Origin of the sequence: Shewanella sairae, from assembly GCF_023283535.1 — a bacterium.
Classification (GTDB): domain Bacteria; phylum Pseudomonadota; class Gammaproteobacteria; order Enterobacterales; family Shewanellaceae; genus Shewanella; species Shewanella sairae.
Window position 1 is genome coordinate 1 of record NZ_JAKILT010000037.1, and the last position, 24,935, is coordinate 24,935.

A 24,935-nucleotide genomic window follows, 5' to 3' on the forward strand; every position below is an offset into this window, starting at 1 on the left:
TATAATGGCGGCTTGACCCCAAATGAATCTGAACGAAGATTTTGGAATACGTACAAGTCCGTGTCCAGTTTTACTTGACCACTACAGTATTATTGGTGGGCCCGTTGCACAGCGATTGATCAATAAACATAAGCTGGTGTCTTCTTATGGCGTGGGCGGTAATCACCACAAAGATCACCCAGATTTGGTTACTTATGACCAGCTTGAAGAAGACAATGTCACTGCGAAAAGCGTGTTAGAAACTTTGTTTATCATCATGTTGTGCGTGGCTGGTGCTAGGTGGGTTGGCCATTTAGTTGCAAGCTTTGATATTAGTTGGCTTAAAATGCCAGACTTTGTCTATGCGTTATTTCTTGGGGTGGTGATCACTAATCTAACGGAGATGACCCGCGGCTATAAGATGAATAACGAATGCGTTGATATCTTAGGTACGGTGGCGCTGTCGTTGTTCTTAGCTATGGCGCTAATGAGCTTAAAGCTTTGGGAGATCTTTGACTTAGCCATTCCATTGTTGATTATCTTGATGGTACAAACTGTCGTTTTGGCTTGCTTTGCTTATTTTGTGACGTTTAAAGTGATGGGTTCAAACTATGATGCTGCGGTTATGGCCGGGGGGCACTGTGGCTTTGGTATGGGAGCCACTCCTACAGCAGTGATGAACATGGGAGCCTTAGTTTCACGCAACGGTCCTTCACCACAAGCGTTTATGGTGGTGCCGATTGTCGGCGCGTTTTTCATCGACATCGTTAATCTAATTGTGTTGCAGGGGTATCTAGGCTTTATCCTGTAATAACTAGCACACACTAAAAGGCACGCAGAGCGTGCCTTTTAGTTTTTAATTCGACATGACTAAGTGTTAAACCAGCTGATAAATTTGAATTAGACCAGGTGGCGTCCACCATCAATTTTCAAGCTTTGCCCGGTCATATATTGGCTGTCGAGTAGATACTTCACCGCTTTTAACGCTTCAGCTTCACCGCCTTCTTGCTGAATAAGCGCTTTTTTAAGTGCCTTTTGCTTATAGTTATCATCGTCATCGAGGTTAAACATCAACATGGCAGGGGCAATGCTGTTGACCTTTATCTTGGGAGCCAGTTTGGCAGCAAAAGACAAAGTTAAGCTATGCAATGCTGCCTTACTCGCGGCATAGGCAGCGTGCTTCTTACTCCCTTTATCAACGACGTAATCGGTAATGTGAATGATATCGGCAAAAGGGGAGGCGTTATGGTGCAACAAGGGCGTTAGCGCCTGATTAATGGCGTAGGGAGTGCTAGCGTGAATACGCATCATCTGTTCTATTGTGGCTAACGGATTGGCGTCATCAGCGTCTGGTAGCCAGTCAGATGCATTATGAATAATGGCTCTGAGACTCGAGTATGACTGTTTGATGTTTGCTATCAACTGCTCGGTTTGCTCTGACTGATAAAAATCACAACAGTATAGTTGTACCCCCAGAGCTTCTAGTTGCTGTAACTCCGGACGCAGGGTGCGATAGGTGCCGATGACTTGATAGCCTTCATTAGTCAAATGAGTTGCTAAATAAAGCCCGACACGCTTACCCACGCCGGTAATTAATATTGTTTGCGTCATGGGCTACCTATTTTGTCTGAGAAACTCACTACGGGTTGATGGATCGGATTTAAAACTTCCACCTAGCGCTGTGGTTTGGGTCTGTGATTGGGTATCCATAACACCGCGAGACTTCACGCAGTAATGAGTGGCGTTAATGATGACTGCCACATCATCAGTCCCTAGCAAAGTTTGTAAGGCCACCATAATCTGTTTAGTTAAACGTTCTTGCACTTGCGGGCGCTGAGCAAAAAAACGCACGATACGATTAATTTTAGATAAGCCGATGATGTTGTTTTTGGGAATATAGGCCACACTCGCTAAACCATCGATGGTAATAAAGTGATGTTCACAGGTGCTGACAACGCTAATATCGCTGATCTTGACCATTTCATCGACACCCATTTTATTTTCAATTTGGGCGATTTTAGGAAAGTTAGCGTAATCAAGCCCTGCAAAAATTTCATTTACATACATTTTGGCAATGCGGTGTGGGGTTTCACAAAGGCTATCATCTGTAAGATCTAGCCCTAGCGTCGATACGACCTCCGTCATTAAACCTTTAATGCGTTCATATTTTTGCTGGTTATCCATATCAGATGGAGTCAGTGGTGTTTCCAGCCCTTGAGAGATTAGGGCATTTCGTACTTGCTCTGCTTGTGGTGAATTCATAAGTACCTCCTAGCTTATGCTTGAATTTTTTGTGTATTAATCTCGGTGATATTCAAGACTGAGCGATACTGAATCGGCAAAACGTAAGGCATGCGGTTTGTCGACTGTTACACGAGCAAACTGCACCCACGGGTGATCACTACTAATATCTAAAATGTCAGATACCAGCTTTTCTAGCAGTAGAAAACGACCTTCCTCAACATGTTGAATCACTGCTTTGGTGATCTTCTTATAGTTCAGTGCTTCTTCTACATTATCTTCGCGAATAGCGTTTTGAGCCGGGTAGTGAATTTCTATATTTATCTCCACATCCTGCATTTTCTGTCTTTCTTCTAGATTGAATCCAATAAAGGTCCGCAGACGTAAATTGGTTATTTTGATGATCGCATTGCTGGTGGTCATAGGCAGTCCTTTTCATTTAACTATAGGCCAGAGTACGCAATATTCAGTAATTTAGATCATCTGTTACCGTTTATTGCTCAGTAGTAAAGATCTAAATCGCTTGTTGATGCGTACTTATTTTTACTATTTAGGCTGAGATAAATGCAATGAAAAGTGAGAAAACAATTTGGCTAGGTTTAGGATACGCAGGATTGTTGCCCTTTATTATCACCACAGTAATGAGTTGGGCTGGCTGGGTGACACCTTGGCTGGATCCTAAATTTGCATTTATCAGTTACAGCGCCACCATTTTGAGTTTTTTGGCCGGTACGCTCTGGGGCCGAGTTCTGTCTTTGTACGCCAGCAATAACATCGGCAACTTGCTTATCTTAAGCAATCTTTATGCATTGCTGGCGTGGTTTTCATTATTGTTAGCGGTTCCTGCTGTGGGATTGGTAACTTTGTCTTTCGGTTACTTTAGTTTGCTTAGCATCGAAAAAAACTGTCAAAACTTACCTGTCGATCAAGAGTATCGCCGTATGCGAGTGAGGTTGACTAGCGTGGCACTGTTGACGCATTTTTTGATGTTGATAAATATTCTGTTTGGAGGGTAAAGATGAAATTAAGAATATTCTACGACTCATTGTGTCCGCTTTGTGATGCTGAAATGCAGCAGATAAAAGCACTCGACCATAATGATGATATTGAGCTACAAGATCTCAATCAAGATGACTTTTCTGAGAAATACCCCTATATCGATTTTACCCTCGCTAACCGTATTCTGCATGGTGAACTGGCTGATGGTACCTTAATCAAAGGCTTAGATGTGACTTACGAGGCGTGGGCTGCTGTAGGTAAGGAACGCTACGTAAAATTACTAAGGTGTCCCCTGTTTAAGCCCGCAGCTGATCTCGGCTACCGTTTTTTTGCCAAACATAGATACCGCATTTCTTACCTTTTAACCGGAAAGCAGCGTTGTGAAGGGGGGACTTGCCCGCGTTAATTTCAGGTTCGACTAGAATTACTTTTGACTGTGACGCAATCAATAGCCCAGTTCATTCGTTATAGCTATTGAACATCTTACCAATCAAAAGGATTACTAACATGAAATCGACTAAAACGGCAGTGGGTGCCACAGTGGCGGGTATTCTGGCTGCGAGTATTTCAATCGGTGCTCAAGCTGTGCCTGACCAGCCTAAAGAGTGGGAAAAGTGTGCCGGTATTGCCAAAGCTGGCGCTAATGACTGTGGTGCGTTAGATGGCAGTCATGGCTGTGCGGGACAAGCCAAAGAAGACAATATGCCTACAGAATGGGTGTACGTTCCAGCGGGCACCTGCGACAAAATTACCGGTGGCGAAGTTAAAGCAGTTAAACCGGCTAAAAGTTAGTGCTTAAGGCGGCGATATCGGGGGCAGGCATTGGCTTGCGCTTACCTCATGCGCAACAACTATTGGCCGATGAAAGTATAGAGGTACCTTGGCTTGAAGTGCTTGCTGACAATTGGCTGGTTGCTGGTGGGCTCAATCAACATTTATTACAGGCTGTAAGTGAACGATACCCTATCGTATTGCACAGTGTTGGTTTATCTCTAGGCGGCCCAAACCCGCTCGATGTTAATTACCTGCAACAAATCAAAATGCTTAAACAGCAAACCGGTGCTCACTGGTATTCTGAGCACGCCAGTTTTTCTGGTAACGAAACAAATAAAGTGGCAGATCTATTACCATTGCCATACACCCAAGAAGCTGTGATGCATATTAGCCAAAGGATTAGGCAAACTCAGGATTTTATGGGTGAAAGGATTTTATTAGAAAATGTCTCTACCTATATGAGCTGTCGTCATAACGAACTTAGTGAAGGGGAGTTTATTGCTGCAATCGCAGCAGAGGCGGATTGTTATTTGTTGCTCGATATCAATAATGCCTTTGTCACTAGCGTGAACTTACAGCAATCGATGTCATCGTTTTTGCAGGCTATCCCAGTCGAGCGAGTTAAACAGATCCATCTTGCAGGATTTCACGATAAAGGTGATTACTTGTTGGATGCGCATAATCATCCCGTCGATACCAATGTATGGGCTGCGTTTACCGCATATATCAATCAGCATGGGGCTATTCCCAGTATGATTGAGTGGGATAGTGAGCTACCAAGTTTGCCGCGGTTATTAGAAGAAAGGCGTATTGCAGCAGATATTTTACTGGCAGCAAAGGCCAATACTTACAAGGGTACCGATCAAGACTCTACTATGGGTGAACAATGCGTTTAGCTGATTGGCAGTTGGCGTTTGTTGAGGCGCTGTCTCCCCAGGGCGATTCTTCACCGTTGAGTGATTTAGTTAAAGAAGGCGAGCAAGATAGGCTAAAAATTTACCATAACAATGCTTTTCAGGCACTAAACAATGCGCTGCAACAGCTGTTTTCAGTTTGCCAAATCGTGGTGGGTGAGCGTTGCTTTAGTCAGTTGGTAAAAGGTTATATGCGGCAGAATCCATTAACCGAACTTAACTTGAACAGCTATGGACAACATTTTTCGACTTGGCTCGCGACTGAGATTCGCCAGCACAGTGGTTTTGCTGCTTTACCCTATTTAGGTGAGTTGGCGCAGCTAGAGTGGCTGCTTAATCAAAGTTATTACGCGATGGACAAAGCCTGCTTTATGCAAGCGGGACACTATGAATTGACAGAATTGGCTGCTTTAACTGACGTCCAACAGTCAAAAGTTACTTTACTGTTGGCGCCAGATGTAAGCTTATTTACCTGCCGATACCCAGTGCACCACGTTGTTAATCGCCACCAAACTGGTAAGCAGTTCGTAGAGGTGAAAGCGGAGCCGAGACCTGCGGCATTTATGACAAAGCAAGATGATGAATTGCATCATTTGGTTGTTTACCGCCAAGGTTATCAAGCCTTGTTTACTGGTGTTGAGTTTGCTGAGATGCAGTTATTACAAGCCATTGCTGCAGGGCAAACATTATCAAGTATTACCGCATTGGAATTAGATTTAAGCCTATTGCCTGGCTTGATAACACGGCGCTGGGTGTGTGGTTTTACGTTATCAGCAATAGAGCAAAGCGATGGATAGCGCGTTGTTACAAAGCTTATATCGCTATTGTTATTGCTTAACGGCAAATCCCGCACAGGCGGAAGATTTATTGCAAACGGCTATTGAGCGCTGGCTCAAATCAACAGCCACACCTACCAATGTTCGGGCCTATATTAGAACCATTATCCGTAATCAATTCATTGATGATTGTCGCAGGCTAAAGCGGGTAGACTTCGCACCTCTCGATGACAACGCACCTGCATTGTTAGATGAGTCATGCCTAGAAGATCTACATATTCAACAAGACTTAATTGAATACTTATTTTCGCAGCTCAATGCAGCAGAAAGAGAGGTGCTCTATCTATGGGCGGTTGAGGGGTATAGTGCTGCTGAAATTGGTGCGGATCTAGGTCAACCGAGGGGAACGATATTATCGCGTTTGCATCGGATTAAATTAAAGTCAGCAACGATAATGCAGGCGCAATCGACACAGATGATAGGAGGCCAGTAATAATGATGACAAAAAAAGATGCGGCCGCTACTCGTTTTAAAGATAGGGTTAAACTGCACATTGAAGGTCACTGTTTGAGTGAGCAGGGGATGGCGAACATAGAAGCCTTGTTAGCCAACGCTGGGCATGCTGGAGTGCAAGGCGGGAAAGAAAAAGAATCCACTCTAGATGCTGAATTAAAGAGCAAAGACGCTTGCTATGGGCGGGAGTCAGGTAAACCGCATGCTAAAGGTCGTTGGCCTTCGCAAAGGTTTAACATGTTATTCGCTACAGCGGCGAGTATGTTGCTTATCGCATTGGCCCTGCAGTTCTATCCGTATACTCAGTGGCAAATTGAATCAAACAGTCCATTAGATCATCAGCCGTCGCTGGTGCCACAAACTGTGAGTTGGAACATTGCCGATGAAGTGGCTAAAAATCATATTAAGGCAAAACCATTAGAGGTACAGGCGCAAAATTTAGCGCAGCTGAGGGGCTATTTTACCGAGTTAGATTTTACTATTGTCAGTTCAAGCCGATTGAGCCCAAATAGCTTGATGCTGGGAGGACGCTATTGCTCTATTCAAGGTTTAACGGCGGCACAAATTCGGTTTATCGATCAAGAGCAAGCAGTGACCTTGTATGAGGTGCAATATGATAAAGCCTTATATGGTGAACTGCCGGTTATTGAGGCGGATCAGCAACCTATAGAGCATATTGTAAGAGGTGTTGCTGTTGCGATTTGGGTCGAGAAAGGTTTGTTAATGGCGTCCGCCCGTCCAGTGGAGTAAAGCGATTAACAATGAACTGCAAGGCTCTGTATTTGTAGCAGAGCCTTACAGTGATAGTGATTATGGCTTACTGTGCGGCATCTTTATCACGACGGTATAGTTGCCATTGCTCGATTTGCTCTCCACTCGGTAAGGTACAAATGCTAGTGGTTAAGTCCACAGTACCACCTTGTTCGATACAGTTTTTAGTTGCCGGGTTCGGCAAACCGACCTGAGGCTTATGTTCTACGCTCGTTGTTGCTGCTTCTGTTCTTTGTGGATGATCTTTACGGTACAAGGTCCACTCCTCTATACGTTCGCCACTTGGTAAGCTGCAATAGCCTACTTCACCCTCAGCTTGTTTTTCAATATCGACTTTACCACCTAGCGATACGCAATAAGTCGACGCTGGATTGGTAAGCTGCGTGGTTGGCGGAGTATTTTCTGTTGCTGGGTTGCATGCGGATAGCAATAAGGCCCCCGCAGTGACGGTGATAATCTTTAGCTGGTGTAGTGTAAAGTTAATCTGGTTCATTGGCTGCTCCGTTGCTGATCTCTAAGCTGGTAATGGTTCTATAAACGTCATACAGGCTAAAAAGGGTTATCCATTGGTAGATTAATTTACGCCAGCCGGGTATGTATCACAAGTTACTGAGTTTGTTATCGCGGAATAAAGAATTACAGTTTTAGCGCTTAAAATAAAAGTGGCCACAATGGGCCACTTTTAAAAAGGTAAAACAACCCGCTTCTGCCTAGCCACAGATTTTGCATTGCGGCATTTTTGGTAGCTTCATTTCGCGAAACTCCATGGTCATGGCATCGATCATCAAAATGCGTCCCGCTAAGGTCTTACCCATATTGGCTATTACCTTAATGGCTTCCACTGCTTGTAAACAACCAATCATACCCACTACAGGTGCTAAAATGCCTGATTCAACACAGCTAAGCTGCTGCTCACCAAATAGTTTACTAAAACAATGATAACAAGGCGTGCTGTCTTGATAGTCAAATACCGTGACCATGCCTTCCATGCGAATAGCAGCTGCTGAAATCAATGGCTTTTTATGTTTAAAGCAACTTTGATTGAGTTGTTCACGTACGGCAACATTATCGGTGCAATCCATCACAATCGAATGCTCGGCAACCAGAGCATCAATTTCATGGTCGTCCAGCACCGCATTGATGGTATCAATCTGAATATGCGGGTTTAGCGCCATCAGGCTTTGCTTAGCTGAGTCGACTTTTGCTTGGCCAACATTGGCATCTTGATGCAACACTTGGCGCTGTAAGTTCGAGATCTCAACAGTATCAAAATCGACTAAGGTCATTGCGCCTGCGCCTGCAACCGCTAAGTATTGACTCGCAGCGCAGCCTAGACCGCCTGCACCGATAATCAGTACCTTGGCTTGTTTCAGCTTTTCTTGGCCGTCGAAGTCCATCGATTTAATCGATATTTGGCGGCTATAACGCAAAATCTCAGCGTCAGATAATATTTCGTCTGTTGCATGGTTTTCGGACATCAAATAGATCTCATATATTTACGCTAAATATGTTTAGCAAAGCACGCCATTAAAAGGCTCTACAGTAACTTGGGCGCCATTGCTTAAACCATCACAGTCTTGGGCTAGGATGATAAAACAGTTGGCGAGTGTCATTGATGTCAGCATGCCAGAGCCTTGGCCGCCAGTAATAACGACTTCAGCCTCTCCTGCTGCGTTATAGCTTAAAATGGCACGTTGGTACTCAACACGGCCAGCTTGTTTGCGGATCTCGCCTTTAAGTGTAGCGGTGAGTGTCACGGGTTTGGTTTGCGGTAGGCCTTGCATTTTAGTTAGCAATGGCCACACAAGCTTGTAAAAGGTCACCATAGAAGATACTGGATTACCAGGTAGACCACAGAATATCGCGTCACCTAAGTGACCAAAAGCAAAGGGCTTACCGGGTTTAATGGCGAGTTTCCAAAAGGTGATTTGGCCTTCTTCATCCAAAATTTGCTTGGTATAGTCGGCGTCACCGACAGATACCCCACCAGATGTCAGTACCATATCGGCACACTCTGAGGCTGTTTTAAATGCTTGGCGAATGGTTTCTTTGTCGTCTTCAATCACGCCTAAATCAATCCATTCAATATTGCCACGGCTAAGTAAGCCTTGAATGCTGTAGCGGTTTGAGTCGTAGATTTGGCCTGGGCCTAATTCACTGCCCACTGGGCGCAGCTCATCTCCAGTTGAGAAAAATGCCACTTTAACAATACGTTTAACGCGCAGCTGGCTAGCACCGATAGTGGCAAGCACGCCCATTTCGGCTGCACCAATTAAGGTGCCAGCAGTTAATACTTTGGTACCACTGGTGAGCTCTTCGCCCCGAAGACGTACGTTAGCACCTAGTTCTTTCGGGGCTTCAATACTGATTTGGTCGCCATCAGCGCTGACTTTTTCTTGCATCTGCACTGTATCGTAACCACTTGGTAACGGTGCGCCAGTCATAATACGAACGCAACCACCTTGGATACATTTACCCTCAAACGGGTGGCCGGCAAAAGACTGACCAATTAATGTTAGCGGTGTACCAGTAGATAGATCTGCAAAGTTAAAGGCATAACCATCCATTGCTGAATTATTGAATGGTGGAAGATCGATATGTGAAGCGAGATCTTCTGCTAGCACTCGGCCTAATGCTTGTGGCAATGTCACGACTTCTGAGTCTGTGATGGGTTTTACTTGCTCGAGTAATTTAACGATAGCCTGATCGGGATGCATTAGGCTAGGTTGAGAACATGGATCTGCATGAGTCTGCATCTATCTATCCTTGAGAGGTAAATCGGAACATTAAGTAAAAACGAATATAGTGCATTATGCCACGGTGAATACAGATGGCTATGATCTGCGCGGCAGTTTTTAAAACCAGTAAAAAAAGCGTGAATTTAATCAGCCCTGATTCAGTTTAGGTTTTGTCGAGCATCATGTTTTCCTTAACCCTGATTTAACTGACTTTTTTGTTAAAAACTATCGGAATTAAGGTAACTCAAAACTTTGTAAATGAAAACTATTATTATTTAATTAACAATCACTTAAGTAAATTTTATTGCAATTGTTTACTAGCTTTATAACAATGTGGGCATAAACAGAAAGCCTTAAGGAATAGATATGCTAGCCCAGAAGATGATTGACCAGTTAAATGACCAGATCAATATGGAGTTCTTCTCCTCTAACCTGTACTTACAAATGAGTGCATGGTGTGAAGACAAAGGCTTTGAAGGTGCAGCTAAGTTTATGCGCGCTCATGCGGATGAAGAGATGGGGCACATGCACCGCCTATTTACTTATGTTAGTGAAACCGGTGGTATGCCATTGCTTGGTACCATTGAAGCACCGCAGTCTGATTTCCCATCATTACTGGCTTTGTTTGAATATACTTACGAACATGAGCAGTTGATTACCAAGAAAATTAACGAGCTTGCTCACGCAGCATTTACCAATCAAGACTACTCGACCTTTAACTTCCTGCAGTGGTATGTGTCTGAGCAGCATGAAGAAGAAAAGCTATTTAAGTCTATCGTAGATAAAATTCGCCTAGTGGGTGAAGACGGCAAAGCGTTATTCTTTGTAGATAAAGATTTAGCTCAAATGGCTGTTGAAGAATCTGCAAGTGTGATGACTAGCGCTGCAGAATAAGCGTTAATTTCCTTAATAAAATAGCAGCCTATGGCTGCTATTTTTGTTTCTGATTATTGCACTGCCGCTAATTCAGTTGGCAAAGTTAAGTAGTCAAATGGCTTTGCTTGTAGCAAGTGGGCTAATAGCTTAATGTTCGATAATGGCTTTGACATTAAATAGCCTTGAGCATAATCACAGCCTAAATCTCGCAAAAAGTCCCATTGTTCAACGGTTTCAACCCCTTCAGCGACTAAAGGTAAGTCAAGGTTTTTTGCCATCATGACAATGGCTTTGATTAGCTTCTTATCTGAGGTGTTAACCAGTACTTTATCGATAAAGCTTTTATCGATTTTAATGACGGAAATAGGGCACTGAGTTAAATAACTTAATGCCGAATAACCGGTACCAAAATCATCAAGGTAGATATCAACACCGAGTTGTTTGATGGCATCTAAGATCTGCAAGCATTGCGGTTTATCTTCAATCAAAATGCTTTCGGTGATCTCAATATGGATATATTTTGCTGCTATTGCGTGTTCAGCAAGGGCGTCTTTGAGCACATTGTAAAAACTGATCCCTTTTGAATTAATACACTGACGACCGGAGACATTAATCGCCATGCTGATCATTAAGCCTTGGGCGTGTAGCTGAGCGAGATCGGTTAAAGCTTGATGTAATATCCACTCACCTAAAGGATCAATTAATCCCGTTTCTTCTGCTATTGGAATAAAATCTTCTGGCGAAATTAGGCCAAACTCTGGGTCTTGCCAACGGATCAGCGCCTCTACACTGGTAATTGCACCACTGCGCATATCTATGATGGGTTGATACTCAAGATAAAACTCTGACAGTTTCACTGCTTTGCGCAGTCTTTGCTCTAGGTGCATGCGTGCGAGCATTTCAACGTTCATTTCTGGTGAGAAATATTGATAATGGGCGCGACCATCACGCTTAGCCTGATACATTGCTGTTTCTGAGTTATGTAGAAGTATTTCAATATCTTGGCCATCTTCCGGATAGAAAGCGATACCGAAGCTTGATGAAATGCTAGTTTCTTTACCGTCGAGATAAAATGGGCGAGAAAGCGCATCACTTAATTTTTGTGCTAAAGACTCAACGCCTGAGCTCTTGCTATTCAGTGGAGCAATAATAAGGAACTCATCACCGCCAATACGGGCAACGGAATCACTTGCACCTAAAACCGCTTCTAGCCGTGTTGCTGATTGCTTAAGGACTTTATTGCCTGCTGCATGGCCATGTAATTCATTAATATACTTAAATCTATCTAAATCGATAAAGAAAATAGCAACTTGGCTGTTGTCTTTTTTTGCATTATCAATGGCATGTTGTAGGCGAGTAGAAAATAGGTGACGATTAGGCAGCTTGGTTAAGGCGTCATAATTGCTTTTATACCAAAGGTCTTGTTCATATTGTTTATTGTTACTAACGTCAAGAAATAGACCGATATATTGAACGGTTTCGTTGAGGTCATTTTTTACCGCGGTAATTTTAAGGTATTCGGGATAAATTTGGCCGTCTTTGCGCTTATTCCATATCTCACCTTCCCAGCAATTGTTGTCTGTTAACGATTGCCATAACTCCTGATAAAAATCACTCTGATGGTGATCAGAGCTTAAAATGCTGGTTTTTTTGCCTTTTACATCTGCTAGCTGGTAACCGGTAATTTTAGTAAATGCGGGATTGACGAGTTCAATACAATTATTGGCATCGGTCACCATGATCCCTTCTGCTGAATGGCTAAACACGGCAGAGGCTTGATGCAGCGCTAACTTAGATTTCATTCGTTCTGAGACCATTTGATTAATTGCTGCAGAAATCTGCGCAAGTTCATCACTTCCTTGAACGGCTAAATCTAATGCTAAGTCAGGTTGCTGAGCTAGCTTTTCGACATCAGTAACGATATTTGTGACAGAGTTTATCAGGTTGTCAGCAATGCTTTTTCCGATTAAATATACGAGGTAAAAAAGCAATAAGCCGGCAAATAAACTAATGTATAAATAGGATAATAACCGCTGCTTTTCGATCTCATTTTGGCGCGCAATCTTCTCTGCCAATTGTGTACTCAATAGGTGTAAATCATTGATAGTTGATGTTGATGCTTGCCACCAGTCTGTGCTTTTTAACAAGGGTTGTTGCTTTAACTGCTGTAAAACTTCATGAGTAACTTTGTCTAAAAGTACCAATTCCGAATTGGAATTAAGTATTGGCTGTTTAGTGGATTCTGTTTGGGTTATCAGCGCTTGATAGTGGTTATTGCTTCGCTTGAGTTGAGCTATGAGTTGTTGCTGATTTTGAGTTAGTGCATGCTTGTTCTCTAACTGAATTAAGGCTGTTTGGATTGCAAACGCGCTCTCTTTAAAGCTGTTTAGGTAATTTGGATTAAGGGTTGTGATATAGCTATTAAAATTATCGATTAACCCTTTATATCCAAACAGATTGCTAATCATATTAACTTGCTTGGTAAACTGTGCTTGTTGTCTTATTTTTGTTCGAATTTCTGAAAGTTGTTGATGGTGAGGACTTGTCATAAACAAACTAAATTTCGCTAGATTATCCTTGGTCATAATAACGAAGGCATTATCGATAGCATTTTTGAGTTGATTGTTTAGTCGGCTGATTCTTTCAAAGTCTTCGATGATAAATGTAGGTGACGACAATGCTTGATTAACTAACATTCGTTCTTGGCTGGCTAATGCCTGAATTTTTAAAATATTGAGTAAATCAGATTGAATAAGAACTTGATAAGAATTATCACTTTTAAAGCGTAATTGAGAGCTAAAGTTAATTAGCTTTTGCGTCGCTTGAGAGTAAAAATTGAAGTGATCCGGATAGTTTAGCTCAATAATGCGTTGTCTTGCTGTAATGAGATTCTTTCGGGCACTGCTAGCCCGGTGAATCTGAGCTTCTAGAGAATCAAACAGTTCTGCATCTTTTTTTATATTCAGTAGTGTCTTTGCGAGAGAAGGCGCGCCAGCCAGTTTATCAATACTTTTATCGGTTTGCTGCCACTGTAACAGCAATGCTTGTTTGAATAGTTGCCCATTGCTGCTTAGGTACCCAGTTGATAGACCATGTTCTTTTTGTAGTTCATTGATAAGGCTTTCAATGGCGAGAGAAGCTTTGATTGCCTGCACATTGGTATCAGCAAGTTGATACTGCTTGAGCAATGTTGAGGTGCTCACTATCGCCAATAATACCAATATAAATACAGGCAAAGAAGCTGACAAAAAGAGTTTTTTCTTTAAGCTCAATCGGCTTAATTTGGGTAACATTTGATTCTAACCCTCCACGGGGTGCAATTCGCGCCGTGTTAATTAGTTAAGGATGAAAATGTAAAAAGTGTAAGATATAACCATATAAGTTGTAAGGTGTCTCAGATACTTCATGGAAGTCTAATCTATGTCACGATTTTTAATCGCTTGAATCAAATATGTGACCATAATTGGGCTGTTGAGGGTATTTTACTGCATTTTTGTAGAGAAGGAATACTAATTGTTACTGGGATAAGGTGTTGATGATTATTGACATTCTTAATATGGTTTAGCAACTATTAGAGGGAATAGTTGCTAAACCTATCGGTGCGACTCTTTTGACTAAAGACTATTGGCTATTACGGTAAGCCACGATATCTTCAATTGTCAGTACCGGCATATCGTGCTGCTGACCAAATTCGATGATTTCAGGTAAGCGAGCCATAGTCCCATCAGGCAATGTCACTTCACATAACACCCCAAAAGGTTTTAACCCGGCAAGTTTCATTAAGTCTACTGTGCCTTCAGTGTGGCCGCGACGTTCTAATACTCCGCCTGGGCGGGCACGTAGTGGGTATACATGGCCTGGGCGAGCTAAGTCATCAGGTTTAGCGCTATCAGCAATCGCTGCTTTAATCGTGGTAACACGATCAGCAGCTGAAACGCCGGTTGTCACCCCTTCTTTGGCTTCGATACTCACAGTAAATGCGGTGCCGTACTGGCTGTTGTTATCACTAACCATTGGTGGCAACTGTAGCTGCTCGATTCGTTCGTCAGTTAAACAAAGACAAACAATGCCACTGCACTCGCGAATAAGCAGTGCCATTTGTTGGTTGGTTAGGGTTTCGGCTGAATAGATCAGATCGCCTTCGTTTTCACGATCTTCATCATCTACCACTAACACACCTTTGCCTTGGCGTAGTGCGGTAAGCGCAGCATTAACACGTTCGATTGGATTGCCATAAGCGGCAAGTAAAGACTGATTCATGGATAACATCCTTAAAATACGACATTGGGTTGACCAGAATCAGGGCGTGCAGAAAATGGCACATACCTATAGCCAAAAGTGGCATTAAGGGATGCGCATAATAAGATCAACGCAGAGCCCCATAAAGCCAACCATAGCTTAAGGTTCTCTGGTTTTTTCTTATATTCTCTTTCATCCGGACTCAGTGTACTGACTTACATCAATACTCATTACCGTCGGCTCTGGAGTAGGTACAACCTTAGAAACGACGGGCGTCGTAGTTAAGGTCTGTTTACCAGATCTGCTGACCCTAGTTGATATTCAGCGCTATTTATATAGCGTAAACTAGGCGCTCGCGGGCTTTTATATGGCAATGACTCACCTTATAACTTACCGCCGGTGGGGAGTTACACCCCGCCCTGAGAATTATCTTGGTTAAAGAGCATACAATTATGCGCGTTAATCAAGTGGCGCTATGTTGCCCCTTATTGAATAAAATGACAAGCTGACGTGGCAAAATGGCGCGCTAGCGCAATAAATGAACAAAAATATCGATTAAAGTGTACTAACACTTCGCGCGTCAACTCCCCGCGATATGACTATTTGGATGTAATGATATGACCTCGAAACTCCCAGTAATGCCACCTCAAGCGGCTAAAGTGCCTCACAGCATGACACTTCATGGCATCACGCGTGTTGACGATTACTACTGGATGCGGGATGACGAGCGTAAAGCTGACAATGTTATCGCCCACTTAAATGCCGAAAACGCCTATACCCAACAAGAGTTCCAGCCGTTTGCCGCTCTTAAACAACAGTTGTTTGATGAGCTGGTGGGACGTTTAGATAAAGATGAATCTAGCGTGCCTTATTTCTGGCATAAGCACTGGTATTACCGTTATTACAAAACAGGCTTTGAATATCCGATTGTTGCCCGTAAAGCAGCGCTTGATAGTGATGACGAGCAGATCTTACTTGATGTGAACGTACGCGCCGAGGGAGAAGACTTTTATGGTTTAGGCCAAGTGTCGGTAAGCCCTGATGAAACTAAGTTGATATTCGCTGAAGACCTGCTGAGTCGTCGTATCTACACTCTGTATTTTAAAGATCTAACCAGCGGCGAGTTGTTACAAGATAAGCTAGAAGGCACTGATGGTGGGGTGGTTTGGGCTAACGATAACCAACATGTGTTTTATATCGCTAAAGATCCGCAGACCTTACTGGGCTACCAAGTGTTCCGTCATCAGTTAGGTACGCCGCAGTCTGCCGATGTTTTAGTGTATGAAGAGCAAGACGATGCGTTTTACATTGGCTTAGGTAAGTCACTAGATGAATCTAGTATCGAGCTATATGCCGAAAGCACTGTGACCAGTGAAGTCAGTGTGCTTGATGCCAATCAGCCTTTAGGTCAATTTGCGGCTATTTTGCCAAGAGAAGAAGACCATGAGTATTCAGTTTCTAAGCTAGGTAACAGTTACTACATATTGACTAACTGGCAAGCGACTAACTTCCGTTTAATGAAAGTGGATATCGCTCAAGCAGCAGACAAGAATGCTTGGCAGGACGTTATTGCCCACGATATCAATTCGCGCATTGAAGATGTGTTGCTGCTAAATGACTATATGGTGGTGCAAACTCGCGAGCGTGGTATTAGCCGCATTCGGGTTTATCCGTTTAATGGCCAAGCATCATTTGAGTTAGCCTTTAATGATCCCGCCTATGTGGTTGGCTTTGATGTTAACCCAAGCCAAAGTAGCGATAAATTACGCCTTTATTATTCGAGCCCAACCACACCAGAGTCGGTATTTGAATATGCTCTAGCGCAGCCTAATGAGCGTAAATTACTAAAGCAAGAGCAAGTGCTGGGTGAGTTTAATGCCGATGATTACCAAGCTGAGCGGCTGTTTATTGAGGCGCGAGATGGTAAACAAGTGCCGGTGACCTTGGTATACCGTAAAGCGCTATTCAATAAGGATGGTAGCAATCCTTTGTATCAATACGGCTATGGCTCTTATGGTTACACTATCGAGCCAGACTTTAGCTCATCGGTATTGAGCTTACTCGATCGCGGTGTGGTGTATGCCATTGCTCACGTTCGGGGTTCAGAGATGCTTGGCCGCGCTTGGTATGACGACGGCCGCATGTTGAATAAGCAAAATAGCTTTAACGATTTTGTTGATGTCACCAAAGCTTTAGTTGAGCAAGGCTATGGCGCCCAAGATAAGGTGGTTGCAGCCGGTGGTAGTGCCGGTGGTTTGCTTATGGGCGGCGTAATTAATCAAGCGCCGGAGTGTTACTTTGCCGTAGCAGCGCATGTACCGTTTGTGGATGTGGTCACCACCATGCTTGATGAGTCGATTCCATTAACCACTAACGAGTATGACGAGTGGGGCAATCCTAACGAAAAAGCTTATTTTGACTACATGCTTAGCTATGCGCCTTATGACAATGTTAGCGCCCAAGCCTATCCACACCTATTAGTGACAACAGGCTTGCATGACTCACAAGTGCAATACTTTGAGCCTGCTAAGTGGGTCGCTAAGCTACGTGAATATAAGACAGACAGCAATATGCTGTTGTTTGATACTGATATGGAAGCGGGACATGGCGGTAAGAGTGGTCGGTATCGCCAATTTGATGATACCGCCAAAGAGTACGCTTTCTTTATCGGCTTGTTAGGCTTAGATGCTGAGATAATTAAACAATAGCGCTAAGGGTTAATGTGGCTAAAGTGATCGCTCCTGCAGAGCAATGTACCGAGGTGTTAACAGCTGCCAAGGTACAAGATAAAGTTAGTGCGGTGAAACAAAGCTCAACTGACGTCAGTACAAGATTGTGGTACCTGTATATGGTGCGCTGCGCTAAAGGCCAGCTATATACTGGGATCACCACGGATGTGGCTCGGCGTTTTAGCGAACATCAAAGTGGTAGTGCTAAATCAGCCAAGTTTTTACGCGGCAAAGGGCCATTAACCTTAGTTTACTCAGAAACGGTAGGCAGCCACTCTGATGCGCTGAAACGTGAAATAGCACTTAAGAAATGGTCTCGGGCGCAGAAGCTAGCCCTTATTGCTGCATTCGAGTGAGCGATAGTTGTTGTATTGGCTTGAATAAGAATGGCGTAACTAGTTTGTTTAACCAAGCGAGCTTACGCCATTTGTTTATGTGCAGTGATGAAGCTATTCAGCATATAAGCTGGTAAAAAACCGTTCTTTCCTTGGAAGATAGTAGTCATCATAATCTACCGAGAATGCAATGCGGGTTGCTTTGCCTTTTAGTTCGTCTCTAGGCACAAAACCATAAACCCGAGAGTCGGCGCTATTACGGCGGTTATCACCCATCACTAGGTAGTGATTATCTGGCACAGTGACAGTATCAAACTGGCTCAGTTTATCGCTTGCCGTTTTTTCAATGCGAATATCGTGGACTAAACCAAACAGATTTTCTTTGGCGAGCAACTGCTGAGTGTCGTTCGAGATCACGGCATAGTCTAAGGCTTGACCATTAATAAACAGTATTTCATTACGTAAGCTCACCGTATCACCTGGTAGGCCGATAACACGTTTAATTAAGCGTTTGTTGGCCGCAACCGATTCAAATACCACTATTTCGCCGCGGCTAGGTTGACCAGTTGCTAGAATAGAGGCATCAGTAAACGGCACTCTAAGATCATAAGCCATTTTATTTACGACGATGCGGTCGCCTTCTTTGATAGTCGGTTGCATAGAGCCTGTTGGTACCGAATACCAATCAGCAACAGCGCTTCTGAAAACCGACATCAATAGAATGAATAGCACTAGCTGACGATGAGTTTTCCAAAGCTGTTTGAGTTTGTTCATAAAGGCCTCGACTAAATGGGGTGGGCAGGGTGCCACAGCAGATAAATAGATAAAACGTTAGTCCGATCTGTCTTGCTGCTGTAGCACCTGCGCCGGGAAGATGTTTGCTGTTATGTCAGTATTTAATGCATGCTGACAGAGCCGTTGATGTTATCAACGCTCAAATCGCCAGAGCCTGACTCGATAATGCTTAGGCCAAGGGTGTTATCGACTTCGATATCGCCCGAGCCATCATCAATTACAACTGTGCCATTTACATTTTGTACGCTTAAGTCACCAGAGCCGTCGTCAATATGGGTGTCGCCACCAATTCCCTGCAGGCTAATTGAGCCAGAGCCATCTTCAAGGGTTAGCTTGCCTGTGGTGTTGCTAATATCAACTGAGCCAGAACCATCTTGGATATCGAGGTTGTTACCGCCTTTAATCCACACATCACCTGAACCATCATCGACTTTGATGTTAGCGGCAACGCCTTTGATTTCGATATCACCTGAGCCATCATCAATGTCTAACATCATGTTGCTAGGAACTTGAATGGTAAGGTCAATATAGGGGGAGCGCTTAAAGTTAATGCTGCTGTCAAAATCAGCCACTAAGGTTGCGGTTGAGCCATTCTGCTTGAGGCTGAGATTAGTGTCGATATCACCATAGGTATAGATATCAGCAGTTACTTTAATTTGGGTTAAGCCATCAACACCTTGAATATTAAGATCACCAGCAGCGGTTTCAGCCACTAAAGTATCAATCTGGTTGGCATCGATCTGTAATTGCTTTTTTTGATGATTTAATGGGCCTGCACTAGCGCCATTGACATTGATGATACAGCCAGAAAGTGACATAGCGATTACGCCGGCAAGCAAGGTAGATGTGAATTTCATCGGGTAACGTCCTTTTATTATTTTTGGTTGGCAGCATGGCAAGCTGCTTAATGTTGATATTGATGAATAAGCAGAAAGCGTGCCAATAGGTTATCTAATTGTTTTAACTATGTTATCTTGGTTTTTTGTTAAGTGGTGATCACCGATTGTGGTGAATTAGCTTATTAATTTACGCTGAATGTTTATTTATTAGTGAAATTACTCAATGACTTATATGAGCTGCTGCGGCGGCAAAACCGTAAACATATAAGGTAGAAATCTTAGGGATGACCAAATATGGATTATTTATCGGTTAACCAGCAAAGCTGGGATAAACGGGTGCAAACCCATGTGACTTCTGAGTTTTATGACGTTGCAGGTTTCTTACAAGGTAAAAGCTCGCTGCAAGAGATCGAGCTGGCGCAACTTAATGTCGTTGGCAAAAGCTTATTGCACCTGCAATGTCACTTTGGTCTAGATACCTTGTCTTGGGCAAGAATGGGAGCCGACGTAACAGGTATTGATCTGTCTCCCGCAGCTATCACTCAAGCTAAATCGTTGACTGAGCAAGCTGGACTAACGGCGGACTTTATCTGTAGTGATGTTTATAGTGTGCCCGACAGGGTTAAAGGCGAATTTGATGTGGTTTTCACTTCATACGGCGCCATCGTTTGGTTACCGGACCTTGATAAATGGGCACAGGTTATCGCCAGCAAGTTAGTGGCTGGTGGGCAGTTTTATATGGTGGAGTTCCACCCTGCTCAAGCGGTATTTGAGGGCTATAACTATTTTCATCAGGATGCGCCAGATGTTGAAGATGAAGCGACCTATACCGAAAATGCCAATGATGACGCGCATACTTTTATGAGCTGGCCGCATTCGTTAGCTGACGTGATTAATGCATTGATCAAGGCTGGACTAGAAATCCATCGCTTAGATGAATATCCTTTTAGCCCCTACAAGTGTTTTGCCGGATTAACTGAAGAAACGGTAACAGTCGAGTTAGCTGGTGGACGGCAATCTTGTAAGCGTTATTTCGTTGAGCATAAAGGTCAGCGGCTGCCGTTAACCTATTCAATATCGGCGACGAAGAAAGTTTAACTTATATTTATATAAAGCTTAGAAATAAAAACAGCGCTTGAAGCGCTGTTTTTTTATGGTTAGCTGGTAGTTATTGATTGCCCCTTAATACTGGGTACTTCAAATACTGATTGTCGTAGTAGGGGCTGCGCTCGTAAAACCAACGCAGACGGGCTTTAGCGTCAGCAGCAAATGCTTCGTCACTAAGCGCTTTATCAAACTCGGCCTGTAGGTTTGGATCATTGGCTAACATTTGCTGAGCCAAAGGCTCTACCGCATAATTTTCAATGTACTCGGTGCGAGTAAAGATGGGATTGAAAAAGCCCCATTGAAATAGCGAATCTGGCGATTGTGGCTCTAATAATAAGATGGCGAGATCGCCTAATGGCTGCTTAGTATCAATACGAACAGTGCCTGCTGGCAAAGTTATATTGATCGATTCACTTTGCACTGTTGCGTTGACGCGCTGACGGCCTTCGTAATCTTTGGCGGCAAACTTTGGCTCGCTCAACTGATATTGCTGTAGAGTTTGTTGTTGTGGTTTAGTCAGTGTTGTCATGCGTACACCATGTACACTTAAACGTTCAATTACCTCTTGCCATTGCGGTGGAATGTAATAAGCCGCTGGGCGGTTGATAGTTACATCCGCTTTAGTGCCACCAATAACTGGCAGGTTAGGGTAGAGTTTAGGCTCGCCATTCCAACGTACAATCTCATTGCCACTGATGGCACTTTGTTCTAGCGTATAACCTATACCTTTAAAGTCCCAGCCTTGTGCTTGCTGCTCTTGTTGCCATGACAGAGTCACTCGAGGCGAGTAGCGGTATTTATCTTGTTGAATAGCAGAGGTGAGTTTGGTGCTGTCATCTGCAATTGCTTTCAGGCTCGATTCGAGCATCACATAGGTACCAAGCACGCGTTGCTTATAGGGCTTAAGACTATGATTCTCAATTAAGATAGTCGGTAGGTGGCGGGCATCGCCGTAACCGTTAGAAAACCTTGGACTGGCATTCCACAATGACATGCCTTTAGTAATATCAGTGTTATCAATGGCAAAAACTAATGGGCCGGGAACATGGCCTTGCTCAGTAAGTGCAGACTCGATACTTGGGCGATAGCTACTCTCTAACCACTGATAGATTGCTGGGCTTTGTCCCTCGGCAAGGTTATAGCCAAAGGTAACGTCATATTGATAGTCGATACCGTCGGTGACATGCACATCGATATACAGGTCTGGCTGCCAAATATTGATGGCGCGCAGCATATGCTGCATCTCTGGTGCATCGGCTTTGGCGTAATCACGGTTTAAATTGAGGTTTTGCGCAGTGGTGCGCCAGCCCATATTCACCGGCCCACGTTGATTAACGCGGTTATATTCAGTTGAGCGTTCATGACCATCAACACTGAAAATCGGTACAAAAAGCAGGTTGGCGTTATCAAGTAACGAGGCTTTGCCGTTAAATACTATGTCACGCAGTAACATCATCCCGGCATCTTTGCCGTCGATTTCGCCAGAGTGAATACCGGCTTGTACTAACAAGGTAGGCTTGTCATTGCGCGATAAACTTGCTGCATCATCAGCGCCTTCTTTGGAGGCGACAATCATCCAAATATCTCTTCCTTGCGGGCTTTTACCAATGCTGACTTTTTTAAGCATATCGCTCTGGGCAATCAACTTATCTAGCCAGATAAAGGTTTCATCATAACTAGGGCTAGTTTTAAGGCCATTTTGCTCAAAAGGCGTTGCCCATTTTGCGTCTGCTGCAACGACAAGCGATTCGCTCGCACCTTGCCAAGGTTTGATCAGCGGCAGAATTGCATCGTTAACAAAGGTGGTTGCTCGCTGAGGTGTGCTAGCGGGCTGTGGATCTGCGGCAAGGCAAAAGTTGCTGGTGCTGGCAGCCACTAAAGCAATAGCCGATAAGGGGATTAAGCGCATTGTAAGGTACCCAATTTAGAGATCTGATTTGCATTATTATTAGGCGAATATCTTTCAATAAAATGCTAACAAGTGCAACTGAGTAACTGTGTCGAAATGTTCGAATACTATTCTTTGTCGTTTAGGTTTAAGTACTTATTTTTAGGTTGTTTTTGGCATTAATTAGTGGCTATTGATGAGTGGTGGAGTTGTTTGTGTTTGCTTGCAGTTATGCGATTTTTGTTATTACATATTGTTGATTTTCAATATGTTAACCATTTCTCATCTTTTTGTGTTGAGTTTGTCTTGTTGTTGTTTTTTTATTATATGTAATTTAAAAGATTCAGTAGAATTTTTGTCCTGTCTTAATTTGCAAGTATTAAACACCTCAGGTGACATTTTTTCGATCTTGTATTGATTGAAAAAGTCACTTTAAACCCTTTGGAAAAGACAAAATGATATTAATTAGGCAAGTGCTAATCGACGATTTAAAAAATCAAAGTAATGGCTTATTTATTCATACGGTGCATATATGAGTGCAAAAAATAAATTATTATTATCAATAGGCTTATTGATAGTTTTTACGATCTCTTTTGTTTCTATCTTGGGTTATTTGCAAGTGAGTAACTCATCAACTAATAGCTTTCAGCGTAATCTTTCAAACACCACGTCATTAATATCTTCAGCTACAGAACAAAAAGTGAATACTTATTTTACGAGTCTAGAGGCATTAGCAGTTTCTTTAGAAGTCGTCGATGGCAGAGTGATTGTCGATGATCAAGCTATTCAGGCTCTGATTAAAAGTAATGAGCGTTTAGATATTTCTAATTATTTTATCGGTCTACCAGATGGTTCAATGTATGACGCTCTCTCTAAGGGGCTGCACCCAACATTTAACGCAGCTTCGCAGCTGCGAGAGTGGTACGTAAAGGGCATGACAGGTCTAGACCGAGTGGTCACTACACCGTTTAAAGCCAGCTCTGGAAATATGTCAATTTCGTTGGCTGTGCCGGTAAAGCAAAACGGTCAGGTTATTGCACTTGTTGGCTTAAGTTTATTGATGGATGACTTAACCGCATTTATTAATAAATTGAGCGTTGATGATAATATTTTTGTGTCCCGTGAAGATGGTTTCATTATGGCGGCTTATGATGCCGAACTTGTGGGTAAAAATTTATTTGAATTGCGCCCGTCATATAAAGCGCATGCTGCAAAAAGGACGAGTACCCACACCTATCACCTTCCCGGTCGAGGTGACTACTATGTTATTTCAGATAAGTCGGAAGCATTGAACTGGACTGTTTGGGCATTTTCAAGCTGGCAAGACATTAATGCGACCTCAAGAGATGCTGTTGTTACTAATCTGATTTCTGGGTTGATTTTCATTATTCTGGGCATTGCAGGGGTGTCGTTTCTGATACAAAGGTTAATGTATAAACCAATCGGTGGTGAGCCTAAAGAGATTGAAGCGTTAGTAGATAAAATTGCTAATGGTGACCTGACTGATATCCCTCAAGTTGATGATAAATCGCTAGGTGTCTACAGATCGACTTTACTTATGGCTACTAAGCTTAAAGAAATGATTGAGGACATTAACCATTCATCGCAGCTGCTAATCGAAGCATCGGGGAGCTTAGAGTCATCGTCGACAAAGGTTGATAGTTCTTGCCAATTACAAATGAGCCAACTAGAGCAAGTGGCAACGGCAATGAATGAAATGACGGCGACGGTTACAGAAGTAGCGCAAAGCGCAGTGGAAGCCTCTAGCTCTTCCACAGATGTGAATACTCGTTCACAGCAGGGGTTAAGCCTAGTCGCAGATATGAATACAGATATTTCGCATCTATCGGCTGATATCTTGAAAGTGCAGAACGTGATCCGCAGTGTACATGCAGAAACTGAAAATGTTGGTGGTATTTTAGATGTCATTCGTGGCATTGCCGATCAAACTAATTTATTAGCATTAAATGCGGCTATTGAGGCCGCGCGTGCAGGCGAACATGGCCGAGGTTTCGCCGTTGTTGCCGATGAAGTACGCTCTCTGGCGACTAAAACACAGCAGAGTACTAATGAAATCCAGACAATGATTAGCTTATTGCAAGAGAGGGCGACTCAGTCGGTGTCATTAATGGACGAAAATGCGAGTAGCGCACAGAAGACTTCGACGATGGCGGAACAAACGAGCTTGGCATTGCAAGCCATTCAAACAGAAATCCAACGAGTTCAAGATATGAACCATCAAATTGCGACGGCGTCGGAGCAGCAATCTCAAGTTGCTATGGAGATGAATCAAAGTGTTGTAACAGTAAATGACCTTGCTAGAGAGACATCGATAGATGTGCAGACCAACGTAAAGACTTCTGAATCGTTAAACGCGATGGCGATAAGACTGCGAGATAGTGTCAGTAGTTTTAAGCTTTAA

At 43.3% G+C, this 24,935-nt stretch carries 23 protein-coding genes, 1 pseudogene and 1 riboswitch; of the genes and pseudogenes, 13 read left to right on the forward strand and 11 right to left on the reverse strand.

The genetic code is table 11. The annotated features are described in order from the left end of the window. Nucleotides 1-88: 88 nt before the first annotated feature. Nucleotides 89-790, forward strand: a pseudogene (locus L2748_RS15130) (sodium/glutamate symporter); the annotation flags it as partial. A gap of 89 nt (nt 791-879) precedes the next feature. On the opposite strand, the gene folM reads toward L2748_RS15130, so the two are convergent. From folM to folX, 3 genes are read right to left on the reverse strand one after another with little or no spacing between them, the layout of a single operon-like run. After that, nucleotides 880-1,590, reverse strand: coding sequence for a dihydromonapterin reductase (gene folM / locus L2748_RS15135; RefSeq protein ID WP_220780917.1), 711 nt, complete (start codon nt 1,588-1,590; stop codon nt 880-882). Nucleotides 1,591-1,593: 3 nt separating this feature from the next. Beyond that, entirely contained in the window at nt 1,594-2,241 is a 648-nt protein-coding gene (gene folE, locus L2748_RS15140; RefSeq protein ID WP_220780918.1) for a GTP cyclohydrolase I FolE, read from the reverse strand. A gap of 36 nt (nt 2,242-2,277) precedes the next feature. Further along, nucleotides 2,278-2,643, reverse strand: a complete 366-nt coding sequence (gene folX / locus L2748_RS15145) for a dihydroneopterin triphosphate 2'-epimerase (protein WP_220780919.1) — start codon at nt 2,641-2,643, stop codon at nt 2,278-2,280. Between the two features lie 146 nt (nt 2,644-2,789). On the opposite strand from folX, the gene L2748_RS15150 reads away from it, so the two are divergent. The 7 genes from L2748_RS15150 (at nt 2,790) to L2748_RS15180 (ending at nt 6,946) form a co-directional block, all read left to right on the forward strand. Next, nucleotides 2,790-3,236, forward strand: a complete 447-nt coding sequence (locus tag L2748_RS15150) for a DUF3429 domain-containing protein (RefSeq protein WP_220780920.1) — start codon at nt 2,790-2,792, stop codon at nt 3,234-3,236. A 2-nt stretch (nt 3,237-3,238) separates the two neighbouring features. After that, nucleotides 3,239-3,625 carry a thiol-disulfide oxidoreductase DCC family protein gene (locus L2748_RS15155; RefSeq protein WP_220780921.1) on the forward strand — a complete coding sequence of 129 codons (387 nt, stop codon included), beginning with the start codon at nt 3,239-3,241 and terminating at the stop codon, nt 3,623-3,625. Between the two features lie 101 nt (nt 3,626-3,726). Further along, entirely contained in the window at nt 3,727-4,011 is a 285-nt protein-coding gene (locus L2748_RS15160) for a BufA1 family periplasmic bufferin-type metallophore (protein WP_220780922.1), read from the forward strand. After that, nucleotides 4,011-4,889 carry an MbnB/TglH/ChrH family RiPP precursor modification enzyme gene (locus L2748_RS15165; RefSeq protein ID WP_220780923.1) on the forward strand — a complete coding sequence of 293 codons (879 nt, stop codon included), beginning with the start codon at nt 4,011-4,013 and terminating at the stop codon, nt 4,887-4,889. Before L2748_RS15160 ends, L2748_RS15165 begins: the two co-directional genes overlap by 1 nt. Beyond that, a complete protein-coding gene (locus tag L2748_RS15170) occupies nt 4,880-5,704 on the forward strand; it encodes an HvfC/BufC N-terminal domain-containing protein (RefSeq protein WP_220780924.1) in 825 nt (274 codons plus the stop codon). Before L2748_RS15165 ends, L2748_RS15170 begins: the two co-directional genes overlap by 10 nt. Beyond that, the gene (locus tag L2748_RS15175; RefSeq protein ID WP_220780925.1) at nt 5,697-6,176 is read left to right on the forward strand and encodes an RNA polymerase sigma factor; all 480 of its coding nucleotides are present in this window, start codon (nt 5,697-5,699) and stop codon (nt 6,174-6,176) included. Before L2748_RS15170 ends, L2748_RS15175 begins: the two co-directional genes overlap by 8 nt. A 2-nt stretch (nt 6,177-6,178) precedes the next feature. Then, on the forward strand, nt 6,179-6,946 hold the full coding sequence (locus L2748_RS15180) for a hypothetical protein (RefSeq protein WP_246616146.1): 768 nt from the start codon (nt 6,179-6,181) through the stop codon (nt 6,944-6,946). A gap of 67 nt (nt 6,947-7,013) precedes the next feature. Here L2748_RS15180 and L2748_RS15185 read toward each other — a convergent pair whose 3' ends face one another. From L2748_RS15185 to moeA, 3 genes are all read right to left on the reverse strand, one after another. Next, nucleotides 7,014-7,460, reverse strand: a complete 447-nt coding sequence (locus L2748_RS15185) for a DUF333 domain-containing protein (protein WP_220780926.1) — start codon at nt 7,458-7,460, stop codon at nt 7,014-7,016. A gap of 217 nt (nt 7,461-7,677) precedes the next feature. Beyond that, a complete protein-coding gene (moeB, locus tag L2748_RS15190; protein ID WP_220780927.1) occupies nt 7,678-8,445 on the reverse strand; it encodes a molybdopterin-synthase adenylyltransferase MoeB in 768 nt (255 codons plus the stop codon). Nucleotides 8,446-8,478: 33 nt separating this feature from the next. Continuing rightward, the gene (gene moeA / locus L2748_RS15195; RefSeq protein WP_220780928.1) at nt 8,479-9,723 is read right to left on the reverse strand and encodes a molybdopterin molybdotransferase MoeA; all 1,245 of its coding nucleotides are present in this window, start codon (nt 9,721-9,723) and stop codon (nt 8,479-8,481) included. Between the two features lie 348 nt (nt 9,724-10,071). Between moeA and ftnA the strand changes: the two genes are divergently transcribed. Continuing rightward, on the forward strand, nt 10,072-10,599 hold the full coding sequence (gene ftnA, locus L2748_RS15200; protein ID WP_220780929.1) for a non-heme ferritin: 528 nt from the start codon (nt 10,072-10,074) through the stop codon (nt 10,597-10,599). A 53-nt stretch (nt 10,600-10,652) separates the two neighbouring features. Here the strand turns inward: ftnA and L2748_RS15205 are convergent, their stop codons facing one another. Both L2748_RS15205 and ribB read right to left on the reverse strand, forming a co-directional pair. Further along, complete coding sequence (locus L2748_RS15205) at nt 10,653-13,874, reverse strand: EAL domain-containing protein (protein WP_220780930.1); 3,222 nt, start codon at nt 13,872-13,874, stop codon at nt 10,653-10,655. Between the two features lie 328 nt (nt 13,875-14,202). After that, a complete protein-coding gene (ribB, locus tag L2748_RS15210) occupies nt 14,203-14,841 on the reverse strand; it encodes a 3,4-dihydroxy-2-butanone-4-phosphate synthase (RefSeq protein WP_220780931.1) in 639 nt (212 codons plus the stop codon). Between the two features lie 159 nt (nt 14,842-15,000). After that, nucleotides 15,001-15,251, reverse strand: a riboswitch (FMN riboswitch). A 186-nt stretch (nt 15,252-15,437) separates the two neighbouring features. Here ribB and L2748_RS15215 point away from each other — a divergent pair. Both L2748_RS15215 and L2748_RS15220 read left to right on the forward strand, forming a co-directional pair. Then, nucleotides 15,438-17,528 carry a S9 family peptidase gene (locus L2748_RS15215; protein ID WP_220780932.1) on the forward strand — a complete coding sequence of 697 codons (2,091 nt, stop codon included), beginning with the start codon at nt 15,438-15,440 and terminating at the stop codon, nt 17,526-17,528. Further along, a complete protein-coding gene (locus L2748_RS15220) occupies nt 17,525-17,905 on the forward strand; it encodes a GIY-YIG nuclease family protein (protein WP_246616148.1) in 381 nt (126 codons plus the stop codon). The genes L2748_RS15215 and L2748_RS15220 overlap by 4 nt, the downstream gene beginning before the upstream one ends. Nucleotides 17,906-17,998: 93 nt before the next feature. On the opposite strand, the gene lepB is transcribed toward L2748_RS15220, so the two are convergent. Both lepB and L2748_RS15230 read right to left on the reverse strand, forming a co-directional pair. Beyond that, the gene (lepB, locus tag L2748_RS15225) at nt 17,999-18,658 is read right to left on the reverse strand and encodes a signal peptidase I (RefSeq protein ID WP_220780933.1); all 660 of its coding nucleotides are present in this window, start codon (nt 18,656-18,658) and stop codon (nt 17,999-18,001) included. Nucleotides 18,659-18,780: 122 nt separating this feature from the next. After that, nucleotides 18,781-19,536: a DUF4097 domain-containing protein gene (locus L2748_RS15230; protein ID WP_220780934.1), complete on the reverse strand. Its 756-nt coding sequence runs from the start codon at nt 19,534-19,536 to the stop codon at nt 18,781-18,783. Nucleotides 19,537-19,812: 276 nt separating this feature from the next. Here L2748_RS15230 and L2748_RS15235 point away from each other — a divergent pair, with 276 nt between their 5' ends. Next, nucleotides 19,813-20,616 carry a class I SAM-dependent methyltransferase gene (locus L2748_RS15235; protein WP_220780935.1) on the forward strand — a complete coding sequence of 268 codons (804 nt, stop codon included), beginning with the start codon at nt 19,813-19,815 and terminating at the stop codon, nt 20,614-20,616. 70 nt (nt 20,617-20,686) lie between these two features. On the opposite strand, the gene L2748_RS15240 is transcribed toward L2748_RS15235, so the two are convergent. Further along, nucleotides 20,687-22,534 (reverse strand): M14 family metallopeptidase, encoded by a 1,848-nt coding sequence (locus L2748_RS15240; protein ID WP_220780936.1) that lies wholly within the window; start codon nt 22,532-22,534, stop codon nt 20,687-20,689. A 598-nt stretch (nt 22,535-23,132) separates the two neighbouring features. On the opposite strand from L2748_RS15240, the gene L2748_RS15245 reads away from it, so the two are divergent. Further along, complete coding sequence (locus tag L2748_RS15245; RefSeq protein WP_246616147.1) at nt 23,133-24,935, forward strand: methyl-accepting chemotaxis protein; 1,803 nt, start codon at nt 23,133-23,135, stop codon at nt 24,933-24,935.

Excerpts from the sequence above, each read along its gene's own strand:
- L2748_RS15240 (WP_220780936.1), bottom strand. The coding sequence starts at position 22,534 with ATGCGCTTAATCCCCTTATCGGCTATTGCTTTAGTGGCTGCCAGCACC.
- L2748_RS15170 (WP_220780924.1), top strand. The coding sequence starts at position 4,880 with ATGCGTTTAGCTGATTGGCAGTTGGCGTTTGTTGAGGCGCTGTCTCCC.
- folX (WP_220780919.1), bottom strand. The coding sequence starts at position 2,643 with ATGACCACCAGCAATGCGATCATCAAAATAACCAATTTACGTCTGCGG.
- ribB (WP_220780931.1), bottom strand. The coding sequence starts at position 14,841 with ATGAATCAGTCTTTACTTGCCGCTTATGGCAATCCAATCGAACGTGTT.
- L2748_RS15150 (WP_220780920.1), top strand. The coding sequence starts at position 2,790 with ATGAAAAGTGAGAAAACAATTTGGCTAGGTTTAGGATACGCAGGATTG.
- moeB (WP_220780927.1), bottom strand. The coding sequence starts at position 8,445 with ATGTCCGAAAACCATGCAACAGACGAAATATTATCTGACGCTGAGATT.
- ftnA (WP_220780929.1), top strand. The coding sequence starts at position 10,072 with ATGCTAGCCCAGAAGATGATTGACCAGTTAAATGACCAGATCAATATG.
- L2748_RS15235 (WP_220780935.1), top strand. The coding sequence starts at position 19,813 with ATGGATTATTTATCGGTTAACCAGCAAAGCTGGGATAAACGGGTGCAA.
- L2748_RS15155 (WP_220780921.1), top strand. The coding sequence starts at position 3,239 with ATGAAATTAAGAATATTCTACGACTCATTGTGTCCGCTTTGTGATGCT.
- L2748_RS15185 (WP_220780926.1), bottom strand. The coding sequence starts at position 7,460 with ATGAACCAGATTAACTTTACACTACACCAGCTAAAGATTATCACCGTC.
- L2748_RS15175 (WP_220780925.1), top strand. The coding sequence starts at position 5,697 with ATGGATAGCGCGTTGTTACAAAGCTTATATCGCTATTGTTATTGCTTA.
- folM (WP_220780917.1), bottom strand. The coding sequence starts at position 1,590 with ATGACGCAAACAATATTAATTACCGGCGTGGGTAAGCGTGTCGGGCTT.
- L2748_RS15215 (WP_220780932.1), top strand. The coding sequence starts at position 15,438 with ATGACCTCGAAACTCCCAGTAATGCCACCTCAAGCGGCTAAAGTGCCT.
- lepB (WP_220780933.1), bottom strand. The coding sequence starts at position 18,658 with ATGAACAAACTCAAACAGCTTTGGAAAACTCATCGTCAGCTAGTGCTA.
- L2748_RS15160 (WP_220780922.1), top strand. The coding sequence starts at position 3,727 with ATGAAATCGACTAAAACGGCAGTGGGTGCCACAGTGGCGGGTATTCTG.
- L2748_RS15230 (WP_220780934.1), bottom strand. The coding sequence starts at position 19,536 with ATGAAATTCACATCTACCTTGCTTGCCGGCGTAATCGCTATGTCACTT.
- L2748_RS15205 (WP_220780930.1), bottom strand. The coding sequence starts at position 13,874 with ATGTTACCCAAATTAAGCCGATTGAGCTTAAAGAAAAAACTCTTTTTG.
- folE (WP_220780918.1), bottom strand. The coding sequence starts at position 2,241 with ATGAATTCACCACAAGCAGAGCAAGTACGAAATGCCCTAATCTCTCAA.
- moeA (WP_220780928.1), bottom strand. The coding sequence starts at position 9,723 with ATGCAGACTCATGCAGATCCATGTTCTCAACCTAGCCTAATGCATCCC.
- L2748_RS15180 (WP_246616146.1), top strand. The coding sequence starts at position 6,179 with ATGATGACAAAAAAAGATGCGGCCGCTACTCGTTTTAAAGATAGGGTT.